General features: G+C 69.3%; 16 protein-coding genes. 3 read left to right on the top strand and 13 right to left on the bottom strand.

Translation table 11 applies throughout. The features are described from left to right. Nucleotides 1–2 precede the first annotated feature (2 nt). Nucleotides 3–1,442 carry an FAD-dependent oxidoreductase gene (locus tag ACP4J3_RS37750; RefSeq protein WP_426540842.1) on the top strand — a complete coding sequence of 480 codons (1,440 nt, stop codon included), beginning with the start codon at nt 3–5 and terminating at the stop codon, nt 1,440–1,442. 11 nt (nt 1,443–1,453) lie between these two features. Here ACP4J3_RS37750 and ACP4J3_RS37745 read toward each other — a convergent pair whose 3' ends face one another. Further along, nucleotides 1,454–1,846, bottom strand: coding sequence for an ArsR/SmtB family transcription factor (locus ACP4J3_RS37745; RefSeq protein WP_426540841.1), 393 nt, complete (start codon nt 1,844–1,846; stop codon nt 1,454–1,456). A gap of 166 nt (nt 1,847–2,012) precedes the next feature. Between ACP4J3_RS37745 and ACP4J3_RS37740 the strand changes: the two genes are divergently transcribed. Further along, nucleotides 2,013–2,690 (top strand): low molecular weight phosphatase family protein, encoded by a 678-nt coding sequence (locus ACP4J3_RS37740; RefSeq protein ID WP_426540840.1) that lies wholly within the window; start codon nt 2,013–2,015, stop codon nt 2,688–2,690. Between the two features lie 407 nt (nt 2,691–3,097). Next, nucleotides 3,098–4,120: a polyprenyl synthetase family protein gene (locus ACP4J3_RS37735; RefSeq protein ID WP_426540839.1), complete on the top strand. Its 1,023-nt coding sequence runs from the start codon at nt 3,098–3,100 to the stop codon at nt 4,118–4,120. Nucleotides 4,121–4,344: 224 nt separating this feature from the next. Here ACP4J3_RS37735 and ACP4J3_RS37730 read toward each other — a convergent pair whose 3' ends face one another. The 12 genes from ACP4J3_RS37730 to ACP4J3_RS37675 all read right to left on the bottom strand — a co-directional run bounded on the left by ACP4J3_RS37730 (nt 4,345) and on the right by ACP4J3_RS37675 (nt 13,178). Further along, nucleotides 4,345–4,476: a hypothetical protein gene (locus ACP4J3_RS37730; RefSeq protein ID WP_426540838.1), complete on the bottom strand. Its 132-nt coding sequence runs from the start codon at nt 4,474–4,476 to the stop codon at nt 4,345–4,347. 19 nt (nt 4,477–4,495) lie between these two features. Continuing rightward, the gene (locus tag ACP4J3_RS37725; RefSeq protein ID WP_426540837.1) at nt 4,496–4,786 is read right to left on the bottom strand and encodes a hypothetical protein; all 291 of its coding nucleotides are present in this window, start codon (nt 4,784–4,786) and stop codon (nt 4,496–4,498) included. A 15-nt stretch (nt 4,787–4,801) separates the two neighbouring features. After that, nucleotides 4,802–5,458: a winged helix-turn-helix transcriptional regulator gene (locus ACP4J3_RS37720; RefSeq protein WP_426540836.1), complete on the bottom strand. Its 657-nt coding sequence runs from the start codon at nt 5,456–5,458 to the stop codon at nt 4,802–4,804. A gap of 204 nt (nt 5,459–5,662) precedes the next feature. Beyond that, nucleotides 5,663–6,538, bottom strand: a complete 876-nt coding sequence (gene pstB / locus ACP4J3_RS37715) for a phosphate ABC transporter ATP-binding protein PstB (RefSeq protein ID WP_426540835.1) — start codon at nt 6,536–6,538, stop codon at nt 5,663–5,665. Between the two features lie 4 nt (nt 6,539–6,542). Further along, nucleotides 6,543–7,448: a phosphate ABC transporter permease PstA gene (gene pstA / locus ACP4J3_RS37710; protein ID WP_426540834.1), complete on the bottom strand. Its 906-nt coding sequence runs from the start codon at nt 7,446–7,448 to the stop codon at nt 6,543–6,545. Next, entirely contained in the window at nt 7,445–8,404 is a 960-nt protein-coding gene (gene pstC / locus ACP4J3_RS37705; protein WP_426540833.1) for a phosphate ABC transporter permease subunit PstC, read from the bottom strand. Before pstC ends, pstA begins: the two co-directional genes overlap by 4 nt. Continuing rightward, complete coding sequence (locus tag ACP4J3_RS37700) at nt 8,401–8,622, bottom strand: hypothetical protein (RefSeq protein WP_426540832.1); 222 nt, start codon at nt 8,620–8,622, stop codon at nt 8,401–8,403. The genes pstC and ACP4J3_RS37700 overlap by 4 nt, the downstream gene beginning before the upstream one ends. A 19-nt stretch (nt 8,623–8,641) precedes the next feature. Continuing rightward, complete coding sequence (locus ACP4J3_RS37695) at nt 8,642–9,379, bottom strand: PstS family phosphate ABC transporter substrate-binding protein (protein WP_426540831.1); 738 nt, start codon at nt 9,377–9,379, stop codon at nt 8,642–8,644. 162 nt (nt 9,380–9,541) lie between these two features. Next, nucleotides 9,542–9,982, bottom strand: coding sequence for an alcohol dehydrogenase catalytic domain-containing protein (locus tag ACP4J3_RS37690; RefSeq protein WP_426540830.1), 441 nt, complete (start codon nt 9,980–9,982; stop codon nt 9,542–9,544). A 102-nt stretch (nt 9,983–10,084) separates the two neighbouring features. Then, complete coding sequence (locus tag ACP4J3_RS37685; protein ID WP_426540829.1) at nt 10,085–10,978, bottom strand: aldo/keto reductase; 894 nt, start codon at nt 10,976–10,978, stop codon at nt 10,085–10,087. Continuing rightward, nucleotides 10,975–11,532: a TetR/AcrR family transcriptional regulator gene (locus tag ACP4J3_RS37680; RefSeq protein WP_426540828.1), complete on the bottom strand. Its 558-nt coding sequence runs from the start codon at nt 11,530–11,532 to the stop codon at nt 10,975–10,977. Before ACP4J3_RS37680 ends, ACP4J3_RS37685 begins: the two co-directional genes overlap by 4 nt. A gap of 182 nt (nt 11,533–11,714) precedes the next feature. After that, nucleotides 11,715–13,178: a sialidase family protein gene (locus ACP4J3_RS37675; RefSeq protein WP_426540827.1), complete on the bottom strand. Its 1,464-nt coding sequence runs from the start codon at nt 13,176–13,178 to the stop codon at nt 11,715–11,717. Between the last annotated feature and the right edge of the window lie 107 nt (nt 13,179–13,285).

Raw genomic sequence — 13,285 nt, 5'->3', positions numbered from 1 at the left:
CGGTGGCCAGCAAGCGCATCGTCGCCATCGGCGGCAGCGACGCCGGCATCAGCGCCGCCCTGCGCGCCCGCGAACTGGACCCCGACAGCGAAGTCACTGTGGTCGTGGCCGACGCCTACCCGAACTTCTCCATCTGCGGCATCCCCTACTACGTCTCCGGCGAAGTCGAGCACTGGAGCAACCTGGCCCACCGCACCCTCGCCGACCTCAAAGCCACCGGCATGCAGGTGCGCACAGACACCCTCGCGACCGGCATCGACGTGGCTGGCAAAACGCTCGCCGTGCGCGATGCCGACGGCCGCACCGAGGAACTGCCGTACGACGCACTGATCGTGGGCACCGGCGCGGTCAGCGCACGACCGCCCATCGAGGGGCTGAGCGGCCCCGACGCCCTCGGCCCGCAGGACGGCGTCCACCTCCTGCACAGCATGGGCGACACCTTCGAGATCATGCAGACCCTCGCCGAACGCCGACCGAAGTCGGCGGTCGTCATCGGCGCCGGCTATATCGGTCTGGAGATGACCGAGGCCCTGGTCACGCCCGGTCTGACCGTCACCCAGATCGAGGCGCTGCCCGAGGTCCTGCCCACCGTCGACCCGGAACTCGGCGCGCTCGTCCACGGCGAACTCACGTCCCACGGCGTCGAGGTAGTCACCGGCACCCAGGTCACCGCCATCACCCGCGACCTGTCCGGAGACCTGCTCCGCGTCCAAGCCACCGGCCCCGATGGCCGAACGCTCGCCCGCGGCACTGACCTCGTCCTGATCGTCGTCGGCGTACGCCCGGACACCGCACTCGCCGCCGAGGCCGGAGCACGGCTCGGCGCGAAGGGCGCCATCGAGGTCGACGAGCACATGCGCACATCCCTGCCAGATGTCTATGCGGCGGGGGACTGCGCCGTCACCCACCACCGCCTCCTCGGCAGGACGTGGCTGCCACTGGGGACGACGGCACACAAGCAGGGGCGGATCGCCGGGGAGAACGCGCTGGGCGGGTACCGCTGGTTCGCGGGCAGTCTGGGCACCCAGGTCGTGAAGGTCTTCGACCTCGTCGCCGCCCGCACCGGTCTGCGTGACCACGAGGCGCGCGCCGCCGGGAGGGGCTGGACTCCGGCCACGACGGCCAGCCGTCCCGACGACCACAAGGCGTACTACCCGGGCGCCACCCCGATATCAATCCGCGTCACCGGCGACACCTCAAGCGGCCTCCTGCTCGGCGCCCAACTCGTCGGCCACCGTGGCGCGGAGATTTCCAAGAGCGTCGACACGTACGCCACCGCGCTCTTCCACGGCATGCCGGTCGACAGTCTCAATGAACTCGACCTCTCCTACACCCCGCCCCTGGGCTCCCCGTGGGACGCCGTCCAGGTCGCGGCGCAGGCATGGATGAGCGAGCACCAGCTCGACGTCCAGCGCCGAATGCTCCGTACTCCCACTCCCTGACCGGGAAAGGGTCAGGCAGCCGCGGCAGGCTCGCGCACCGGAACGGGCTCCAGAATCTCCCGTATTCGGCGCAGCCCCTCGAGGTTCACGGAGTACCAGACCCAGGTGCCGCGCCGCTCGCGGTCGAGCAGGCCTGCCTCGGTCATGACCTTCAGGTGATGGCTGACGGTCGGCTGCCGCAGCCCGAGACACTCGGTCAGGTCGCACACACACGCCTCACCCTTGGGCGCGCGCTCGATGAGGCGGAACAGCTGCAGCCGGGTCGGATCGGCGATGGCTTTCAGCATGGCGGCGAGCCGTCCGGCCTCGTCGCGGTCGATGAGGTGGCACGCCAGAGATGGGGTGCACGTCTCCGCTTCCTCCGCCACCGCCTCCGACCCTTCGCCATACGTAGAGATAGCCATCTATTCACCATAAGCGTCGCTCACGCGTTCCCCTGACACTCCAAGACCCTCCTCGCCACTTGTTCACTTAGCGTTCACCCTGACTCCGCTCTGTTCAATACATAGACAGACGCCTATAGTCCGAGGCAGAGAGAGTGTTCCCGGCGCGACCGGAAGAGGTGCCCTCATGAATGAGCAAAGCCGGTTCGGTCCTGGCACTCCTGCGCTGCGGGACAGCGGGGCCGTCCTGGAGCGCATCGCCCGGCGCCTCGCGGCACGGCACGGCCGGGCCTTCTCCCGGGAGACCATCGCGGGGTACGTCGAAGAATGCGCGGAGCTGCTCGGTGCGCGAGCTCTCACCACCCGGTACCTGCCCGTGCTGGTGGAGCGGTTCGCGGACCAGCGGCTGCGTGCCCTGGCCAAGGCGTCGGGGCTGTGTCCCGGGCCGGTCCCGCATGTGCTGTTCGTGTGCACGGAGAACTCCGGGCGCTCGCAACTGGCCGCCGCGCTGATGCGCCAACGGGCGGCTGGCGCGGTCGAGGTGCTGACGGCGGGCTCCGACCCGGGAGGCGAGATCGCGCCGATCGTGCGGCAGCTACTGGCCGAGCAGGGCCTCGATCCGGGCGAGGAGTTCCCCAAGCCCTTGACGTGCGAGGTGGTGGACGCGGCCGACGTGGTCGTGACGCTGGGCTGTGGGGATGCGTGCCCGGTGCGGCCCGGCCGCCGCTACCTCAGCTGGGATCTGCCGGAACTGTCGGGACTGGACATCGAGAGCGCCCGTTCGGTACGCGATGCGCTGCAAACCCGTATCGGGGTGCTGGTGCAAGAGTTGGTCTACGCTCGGCCATCAAGCCTCGGACGTTAAGCGCGCAGGTCACAGGCGCTGAAGTGGAGTGCTCTGGGGGTGGTCGCGGCGCGGTGCCGCTTGGGGGGACGTTCATGTGTGGCTGCGTGCTCGGGTTGGTTGTGGCCGCGATTCCCTGAGGCATCAGCCTGACGTATGAGCGGGCGCCCGAACTCCGGCGTGTCCGGCTCGGAACCATGGCCGCAACAACTGTGATGCTCATGTTTGCGGCGCGCATCCGTCTTGCTCCCCACCCGACAGGGTGAATCGGAGGTACGCCGGGGCTCGGCAAGAGCGTGTTGATCGGGACCCATGCCCCGGCTGCCCAGTCTGCGCTCTGTCTGAGGATGCTCACGCGCGATCACGCTGGAGGCATGGCCCCAGCCCGGGAATCGCAGCCTGTCAGTGATCAGGAGATTCGGGACCGCGTGACTGCCCGGATCATGGGCATCGTCGACGACGAGACAGCCACGTGGGACTCACACCCCGCAACCGCCGAGGTCTTCGAGCGCCTGCGTCACACCCTGGCGGGGGGCAAACGCATGCGTGCCTTGTTCACCTACCGCGGTTGGCAGGCTGCTGGCGGTGTTGGCCCCGACGCCGCTGTCATCACCGTTGCCGCCGCTTCTGAGCTGGGGCACGCATGCGGCCTGACTCAGGACGACTTCATCGACCTGTCCGCCACCCGCCGCGGTCAGCCCGCACTGTTCCACCAGATCAGCGACCTTCACCGTGCCCAGGGCTGGCGCGGATCTGCTGAGCACTTCGGTTTCGCCCAGGCACTCTTGCTCGCCAACTTCTGCTGGGCCTGGGCCTCACGCCTGCTGGACGAAGCCGGTGACGCCCAGACTGCCCGCCAATTGCACACGGTCAACGACCGGATGTTCCTTGACGGCACCTTCGGCGAGCACTTGGAGCTGGTCCTTCAATCGGAACGCGCCTATGCCCGCGCCCAGTGCTGGTCGGCCACCCAGTACAAGGCGGGGGAAAGCATGTTCAAGCCCCCGCTCCTCATGGGAGGCACCCTCGCCGGCGCCGACTGCGATGTCCAAGACACCCTCGGTGCCTTCGGCGTACGGATCGGTCTCGCGTACCAGCTCCGCGACGACATGATCGGAACTTTTGGCGACCCCGACGTCACCGGCAAACCCAACACCGACGACATCCGAGACGGCAAGCCAACCGTCATGATCGCAGAAGCCCTCCGACGAGCCGATGACCGCCAACGCGAGCGGATTCTCAACCTGTACGGCAAACACGACATGTCACAGGCTGATGCCCGAGAGCTGAGAGGACTCCTACGACAAACGGGCGCCACGAACGCGGTTGAGGCAATCATCGAAGAACTGGCGATGGACGCGGCAACCGCCCTGTCAGAAGCTCGGATCGCTGCCGAGGGGATCAGATTGCTCGAAGACCTGGCACACACCGCTCTGCAGAGAGTCCGGTGACCCGATAATCGCGATGGTCGGCTCCGTGTGCCCCAGAGAGCCTCCCAGGCATCCTTCCCATTGGGGACCCGGTCCGCTTGTGGCCACTCCCCGTGACACCCCAGCCTGACGACGTAGCGTCCAGCCTGCTTCTGGCGTATTCGTCATGCAAGCGCGGTCAGAACCTTCGGGTTGGCCACTTCGAGCATCACAGCTGGCCTCTGGGGCCGAGTCAGTCTCAAGGCTCAGTCGTGACGGGCGAGCTTGACCGCGGATACGAGCAGAGCTACGGCCAGCGTGGGAATGAGTACCAGCTCCGGGAACACGCCCAGCAGCAGCCCGCCCAGCGCGGCGCCTGCGATCGAGCCTGCGGTCATGGCCAAAGACTGCCGACGATCACGGGGTCGCATCCGTGAGCCACCAGGAGATCAACGTCCGTGCCTCCGCCGCCGTGCGAGCGGTGATGATCTCCGTCATCGTGATCCAGTCCGTATCGAACCGCTGCCACCTCGTCTGGCCGGCCGCCACGAACCGTACGCGGACCTTCGCCGAGTACCAGCGTTTGTGGTGAACGAGCGTGCCGATGGTCGGAATGTGGTGGCGCCCGTAGACGGTGCCCCACCGGGGGTAACGCGTCGCCCAGATCGGCAGATCGATGAAGGACTCCTCCTCCGGTATGTCCGGCACGAAGGTCCCCCACCACTACGTCGGCGTCTGCGCCGGACGGCTGGACAGGGTCTGCGTCGGGACGCCGCCGTCACGTCCGCACTCGAGGCGGTAGCCCATGCCGCGGATGGCGTCGATGGCGTCGATGGTGCAGCGACTGCCCGCCTCGTCGCGCAGCTTGTTGCGCACTCTGCGGATGTGCACGGTCAGGGTATTGCTGTCCAGCGTGTCGGTCCCCCACAGGGCCTGAGTCAGCTCGCTGCGGCTGATGACCTTGTTGGGGCGCTCCATGAGGTAGCGCAGCAGCAGGAATTCACGGACCGGCAATTGGATCGAGCGGCCGCGCACGTGGACGTGGAAGCCGGCGATGTCGAGCTCGATGTCGCCGACCACGAGTGTCTGCTCCGCATCCTCTATGGGACGGGTGCCCCTGAGCAGCGGGACGATCTCCTCGGTGCGGTAGGGGCGGGCCACGAAGGCCACGGCTCCGGCCTCCAGGGCCGCAGTGGCCTCCGTCGCGCCGTCCGGTCCCGCGCCGACAATCACCGGGACCGGATGGAGTTTGGCGATCAGCTCGGTGACCTGCACGACCCCTACCACCGGAAGCGGGGCGCCGAGCAGGACCGCCTTGGGGCCGCGGGCGCCGACCTGGAGCAGGGCCTCGGCGCCGTCGTGGCAGACGAGGGTCCGCACGCCCGACCCCGTGAAGCGGGCCAAGGCCCGCTTGGCGATGTCGGGGTCGGGTTCGGCCAGCAGCAGGTCGGGGGGCGGTGCCGTCGTCCAGGCCGCCGGGACCGCTGTCGGCCGCGGTCTCCGGTGGCCGGTGTGCCTCGGGTGTCACCCGTAATACTCCTTCACGTGTAGCGCACAAAGGGGCGGACATGGGACGGGCATCGGTCAGCCGAAGCGGCCGGTGATGTAGTCCTCGGTGCGCTGGTCGGCCGGATTCTCGAAGATCTTCTCGGTCGTGTCGTACTCGACGAGCCGCCCATGCCGTACGCCCTTGTCATCGACGTCAGCGGTGAAGAAGGCGGTGTAGTCGGAGATACGCGCGGCCTGCTGCATGTTGTGGGTGACGATGACGATCGTGTAGTCCACCGCCAGGTCCGCCATCAGGTTCTCGATGCGGGCGGTGGCGATCGGGTCGAGCGCCGAGCACGGCTCGTCCATGAGGATCACCTCGGGGCGTACCGCGATGGCTCGGGCGATGCACAGCCGCTGCTGCTGGCCGCCGGACAGGGCCAGCGCGTTCGACTTGAGCTTGTCCTTCACCTCGTCCCACAGCGCGGCCCCGGTCAGCGCCTCCTCGACGAGGTCGTCCATGTTGCCCTTCATGCCGTTGACCCGCGGCCCGTAGGCGATGTTGTCGTAGACCGACTTGGGGAACGGGTTCGGCTTCTGGAAGACCATGCCGATCCGGCGGCGCACCTCGATCGGGTCGACCTCGGGGTCGTAGAGGTTCTCGCCGTGGTAGGCGACCTTGCCGGTGACGCGGGCGCCGGGGATCAGGTCGTTCATCCGGTTGAAGCAGCGGATCACGGTGGACTTGCCACAGCCGGACGGGCCGATCATCGCGGTGATCTGCCGACGCCCGATGGTCATCGTCACGTCGCGCACGGCCTGGTGGTCGCCATACCAGACGTCCAGGTCCGAGACATGGAACACCGGGTCGTCCAGGGAAGGCTCCGGCCGGTTGCGACGGCGACCGCCGATCCGCAGGGACAGTGCCTCGCTCTCCTCGGCGGGAGTGGCGGGAACGGCGTCTTCGGTCATGGGATCACCAACGCTTACTGAAGCGGTTGCGCAGCCAGATCGCGGCCGCGTTCATCAGGAGAAGGATGGCCAGGAGGATGACGATCCCGGCCGCGGCGAGGTGATGGAACTCCTCGCGGGACTGGCTGATCCAGTTGAAGATCTGGATGGGCAGCACGGTGTACGCGCTCTCCAGGCCCTCCGGGTTGAACGCCACGTAGGTCACCGCGCCGAGTAGCAGCAGGGGGGCGGCCTCGCCGATCGCCCGGGACAGGGCCAGGATCGAACCGGTCGCGATGCCGGGCACGGCGGCCGGGAGGACCTGGCGCCAGATCGTCTGCCACTGCGTGGCGCCCAGGGCCAGGGACGCCTGCCGGATCGACTGGGGCACCGCCCGGATGGCCTCCCTGGAGGCGATGATGACCACTGGCAGCACCAGGAGGGACAGCGTCAAGGAGGCCGTTAGAACGGTTGCTCCCAGGGCGAACTGGCGGGCCAGCAGGCCGAGGCCGAGGATGCCGTAGATGATCGAGGGGACGGCGGCCAGGTTCTGGATGTTCAGCACGATCATCCGGTTGTACCAGCGGTCCGGATTCGCGTACTCCTCCAGGTAGATCGCCGCCATGATGCCGGTGGGCAGGCAGAACAGGGCGGTGAAGGAGATCACCCAGATCGTGCCGAAGATCGCCGACTGCGCGCCGGCGCGCTCGGGGCGGCGCACGGACGGGAAGTTGTTCCACAGCCTCGAGTCCAGCCGCGGCCACGCCTCGACCAGGATGTAGGTGATCAGCACACCGAGGAAGATGATCCCCACGGCCAGGCAGCACAGCAGCAGCACGCGGAAGGCGGTCTCGGCCGGCCGGAAGCGGGGGCCTGCCAGCTTGCGGGGCTGGGCTGGTGCGGGCGGTTCGGTGACCCGGATGACGGTCATTCGTAGACCTCCCGGTATTTGCGCACCAGGCGGATGCTGATGATGTTCATCACGAAGGTGATGACGAACAGCAGGGCGCCGACGGCGAAGATGGTCTTGTACTCGAAGGACGCCACCGGGACGTCACCGGAACCGGCCTGGGCGATGAACCCGGTCATGGTCTGCATCGCGTCCAGCGGGTTCCAGCTGAGCACGGCCTGGTTGCCGGACGCGATCGCCACGATCATCGTCTCGCCGATGGCCCGGGAGATGCCCAGCACGCAGGCGGCGACGATGCCCGACAGCGCGGCCGGCACGACGACGCGCACGGACACCACGCGCTTGCCCGAGCCGAGCGCGTACGCCCCGTCCCGCAGCGCCATCGGCACGGCGGACATGGCGTCCTCGGACAGCGAGGCGATCGTCGGGATGATCATGACGCCCATGACCAGACCGGCCGCCAGCGCGTTCTGGAAGTCCGGCTGCAGTCCGCCCGGCAGCCACTCCCGCAGGCGCGGGGTGACGAAGCTGAGCGCGAAAAAGCCGTAGACGACGGTCGGTACGCCTGCCAGCACCTCCAAGGTGGGCTTGAGAGCCTTGCGGACGCGACGGTTGGCGTACTCGCTCAGGTAGATCGCCGCACCCAGACCCACCGGGACCGCCACGACCAGCGCAATCACGGTGATCAGCAGCGTGGCGCTGAGCAGCGGCAGCACACCGTACTCCGGACTGCTGAACAGCGCCGTCCACTCCGTGCCGCCGAGGAACTCACCGAAGCTCACCCGCTCGAAGAAGTCGACCGTGGGCGGGATCAGCGAGACCACGATGCCGATCGTCGTGGCGACGGACACCAGCGCGGCCACGAACAGCAGCCCCTGGATGACCCGCTCGCCATAACGCGGACGGGCCCGCCGCAGGGACCGAGGGCCACCGGGCCCGGTCCCTGCGGGGGCCTGAAGGGTTGGCGGCGAGGTCACTTCGCCGATTCCTTGAGCTTGTCCAGGGCCGCCTTGAGCTCGGTCTCCTGCTCGGAGTTGAGCGGGATGAACTGGGCGTCCTCGGCGATCGCCTTGTGGTTCTCCACGTAGTACTCGACGAACGCGAGCACCTCTTCACGCTGCAGCGCCGTGGCCGACGGGTAGATGAACAGCGGCCGGGCGAGCGGGGTGTACGTGCCGTCCTGGGCGGCCTCCACGCTCGGCGCGACACAGCCCTCACCGCCGTCGATCTTCAGGGGCCTTGAGCTTGTCGGTGTTCTCCTCGAAGTACGAGAAGCCGAAGTAGCCCAGGCCGCCCTTGGATCCGGCGACGCCCTGGACGATGACGTCGTCGTCCTCGCTCGGGCTGTAGTCGGTGCGGGAGGCGCCCTCCTCGCCGTTGATCTCGTCGGTGAAGTAGTCGAAGGTGCCCGAGTCGGTGCCCGGCCCGAACAGCTTCAGCGGCTCGTCGGGGAACTTCGCATCGACCTGGTTCCAGTTCTTCACCTTCGAGTCGGGTTCCCAGATCTTCTTCAGCTGCTCGACGGTCAGGCAGTCCACCCAGTCGTTCTCCTTGGGTACTACGACCGTCAGCGCGTCGTTGGCGACCGCGAACTCCTCGTAGGTGACGCCCTTCGACTCACAGGCCGCCTTCTCCTCGTCCTTGATCGGACGGGAGGCATCGGAGATGTCGGTCTCGCCGTTGCAGAACTTCTCGAAGCCGCCGCCGGTGCCCGACGTACCCACGGTCACCCTGACCTTGGACTGCTCCTCGGCGAAGAACTCGGCCGCGGCCGTGGTCAGCGGGGCCACCGTGCTGGAGCCGTCCGCCTTGACCGAACCCGACAACTGCTCGCCGTCACCGCCGGACCCGGAACCCGCGTCCGAGCCGCCGCACGCGCTCACAGCCAGCATCACAGCCGCCGTCAGAGCCAAGGGGGTCTTGGCCCGGCGCAACGTAGTGGGAAGGTTCACGTGACTCTCGATCCTCGTGTCTGCCGGAGCTTTCCGGCCATCTGGATGAGGTGCGCAGCGCGCCGCTCCAGTTCCGGCGAGGTCCAGACACAACTCGCTCGGGAGCCGTCAGTTCTCTTCGTTCGCCGGATCACGAAGCTTGTCAGCACCGTTACTCTCGCTTCAGCTCACCCGCACAAGTGCGGCCAACCTCCTCGACCGACGCTGAGCGGTGAGCGCGGGGACGCCGAGTGAGGCGCCGACGTCGAAACTGGCGTCGTCGGGCAGCGGCACGGCCTGTTCGGCGGGCACGACGGTGAACTCGGCGGCAGTACCGGTGGGCCGCCCGGCGGCGGCCAGGAACAGCCAGACCCGCTGGCCGACCCGGCTCTGGTCGATCCCCTCACCGACGGCGTCGATGGTGCCGGCGCCGTCGAGGTGCGGGGTGACCTCGGCGAAGTGCTTGGTGTGGGCGGGGCCGGAGCGGGCCTTCCAGTCGGTCGGGTTGACCCCGGACACGGCGACCCGGACGCGGACCTCGCCGGGGCCGGGCGCGGGCAGGTCACGGTCGACGAGCCGAAGAACGTCGGGGGTGCCGTTGTCGCGGTAAATGATCGCCTTCATGATCCGTCCTGAGAGCAGGGTGAAGTAGGGGGTCCCCGGCGTGGCCCGGCGTTCCGCCAGGGCGTCCGGCGTGGCCGCGACCCATGGCCGCGTTGGTTCCGGTCACCCCATGGGGACATCGCTGGAGCGGGACTCGACGGCATCGAGGACGGCGAGGGCCGCGGCGTCGAGGGTGATCTCGCCGGCCGCCATGTTGGCCTCCAGGTGGGCGGCGTCGGCGGTGCCGGGGATGAGCAGCACGTTCGGGGCGTGGTGCAGCAGCCAGGCGAGGCCGACCTGGGAGGGCGTGACGCCCAGGGACTGGGCCACGGCGTGCACCGCCGGCTCGTCGGTCACCTTGGGCAGGCCCGGGAAGGCCCCGCCGAGCGGGAAGAACGGCACCCAGGCGATGCCCTCGGCCGCGCACAGCCGCAGCATGTCCTCGTCGTCGCGGGATACGAGACTGTAGGCGTTCTGCACGCAGGCGATGCCGGCCGGCAGGGCGCGGCGCAGGCCGTCGAGGGTGACGCCGCTCAGGCCGATCGCGCCGATCTTGCCCTCGTCGCGCAGGGCGGTCAGCACCGCGAGCTGGTCGTCGAGGTCGACCACTTGGTCGCCCTCGGGACGCAGCCCGGGGCCGGAGTCGAGGCGGCGGAGGTTGACCGCCGCGAGCCGGTCGACGCCGAGGCTGCGCAAGTTGTCCTCGACGCCGGCGCGCAGTTGCTCGGGCCGCTGTGCCAGCCGCAACGGCAGGCGCCCGCCGGGGTCGGGGTCGGCGCCGACCTTCGTGACCACCAGGACGCCGTCCTCGGGGCGCAGCACCTCGCGGATCACGGCGTTGGCGAAACCGAAGCCGTAGAACTCGGCGGTGTCCACGTGGTCGACGCCCAGCTCGACCGCGCGGCGCAGCAGCGCGACGGCGTCGCCGCGGCGGTCGTGCAGGCGCTCGAGCTGCAACGCGCCGTAGCCGACGCGTAAGACGCTGCGGCCGGCGAACGAAGCGGTCGGGGTGGTCATGACGTCGTCTCCTCGGTCGGTGATTGCAAGGCGGTGTACAGCAGTTCGGCCTGATAGAGCGCCAACACCCGGTGGGCGATCGGGGTGGCGCGCTCCCGGGCCTCGGCCGGCTCGTGCTGCCCGGCCTTGACCAGCCACGCCGTGACGCAGTCGTGCAGCATCGCGCGCACCCGGTCGGTCATGTCGACGACGATGTCGCGGATGGCCGGGTTGGTGGTCGCCTCGCCCCAGGTCTGCACGCCGACCCGGGCCTCGGCGGGGTCGATCGCTGCGATCAGGCGGGCGAGCAGTTCGTCGGGGGCGGGCGGGGTGTCGCTCGCGGCGTACTCGCCGAGAACCCTGGCACGCTCGGCGAGCACCTCGCGGGCGGCTGCCCGGACCAGGTCGGCCTTGTTGCGGTAGTGCGCGTAGATCGAGCCGGCCGAGAGCCCGGACTCGGCGATGATGTCGGCGATCGAGGTCCGCTCCAGGCCGTTGCGGCCGAAGCAGCGTACGGCGGCCTCAGCGATCTGGGCGCGCCGCAGTTCCTTGCGCGCGTCGGTGAGCCGAGGCATCGCGGTCCCCCTCAACACAAAAAGAACGGCTGTTCTGCTTGGGTACTCTACAAGCAGAACCGCCGTTCCTTTTACGGTGGATGTCTGACACGCCCGGCCGGCGCCACTCGTCCCTCCGGCAGAGGGTCTGTTGGGGCTGCCATGTGCGGACCCGTGACCGGTCCACCAGTCAGTCCCCAGGATCAGTGAACCGTGACGGCATGGATGGCCGCGCTGCCCGGTGTGTCCGGTGCGGCCCAGGCGGCGGTGAACCCGCCGGTGCGCGCGACCAGACCCATCTGTTCGCCCAGGAAGTAGCCGCGGGGACTGGCCTCGTCGGGGATGCGCGGCGCCTGCCGCATGTCGAAGGACGCCGGGGTCAGTCGGGTCTCCCGCCAGGTCGCCCGGTCCGAGGCACAGTCGCGGGCATGCGGGCGGCAGCGGACCAGCCAGCGGTCGGTCAGCAGGGGGGCGCCCGTGTCGTTGCGGCGGAAGTCGAAGTGCGACACTGCGAGCGTGCCGTCGTGGCCGACGGCCAGCGTGACCGTGAAGGACTGCTGGTTCGGCACGGGGATGTCCGTCGGCGTCCGGTTCACCCGCACCGGCTGTGACCAGGTGCGGCCCCCGTCGTCGGAGGCGGCCAGGGCCACCGCGTCGGCGCCACCGCCGCTGAACCGCGCGTCCTGCCAGGCCGCGTAGATCCGGCCGGTGCGCCGGTCGACCGCGGTGTCCGCGAGCAGGCTGGTGGTGTGCGAGACCTGCTCGCCCGACTCGGGATCCTCAAACAGCCACTTGGTCCGCTGATCGGCCACCTTCACGGGCTTCGACCAGGTGCGGCCGCCGTCGGTGGACCGTACGGCCTGCAGGGTGAGCCGGCTGGTGACCGGGCCCTCGCCGAACCGCACCCGGGAGTGGACGTCCACCAGCGAGCCGTCGTCGAGCACGGTCAGCCGATGCCCAGAGACGAGGTGCCCGTCCCCGGCATCGACGACCAGGGTCGGTGGCTGCCAACTGCGTCCGCCGTCCGTGCTGCGGCTGATCCAGCCGTCGTTGCGGGTCCGTGCCTGGGCCGGGAACCTCGGCGTCACCACGTACAGCACGTCGGGATCGCGCGGGTCCGCGACCGCCGGGCCGCCCCCGACACCGCCCTGTGCCGGGTCGGTCTCCTGGACGATCACCGCGGGGCGGGTCCAGGTGCGGCCGCCGTCGTCGGAGCGGGTCGAGACGGCCGCACTGGCCGACCCGTCGGCCATGAAGAGGCCGCCGGTCACCACGAGGCCACCGTCACCGGTGAAGGTCACGGCCGGGCCGTCCACGTAGTCGTAACTGCCGCCCGAACACCTCGTCAGGTGCGGTACGACGGTCCGGTTCCAGGTGCGTCCGCCGTCGCCGCTGACGGCGAGGACCACGCCCCGCTGGCGGTCCTGCGGCCACAGGGCGGCCAGGCGGCGCGTGTCGTGCGGGTCGGCCGCGAGCTGCGGCTCGATGGCGCCGTCGGCCATCTTGCCGTCCACCGCTCCGGGCGCGCAGTCGGTGAAGGGGTCCGCCCCGGACAGACGCTGCGGTTGGGGCGTCCGGGCGGCGGACGCCGGGCTGGTCAGGGCGAGTAACGGGAACGCCACGGCGGCGAGGACGGTCGGACAACTGCGCAGGATGCGGCGCATCATGGGCTCCTTCCGGACGATGAGCCACCATCGTCCGAAGCCCCGCCCACGCTGTCGTCCGCCACGGGGCGACGCCGCCCGTACCTCCCCGGGAGTAGCGGGGCCTGCGG

The sequence above is a fragment of the Streptomyces sp. UG1 genome (assembly GCF_049974585.1).
GTDB lineage: Bacteria > Actinomycetota > Actinomycetes > Streptomycetales > Streptomycetaceae > Streptomyces.
The sequence above is the reverse complement of the archived record's forward strand: the minus strand, read 5'-3'. Positions and strand labels throughout refer to the sequence as shown.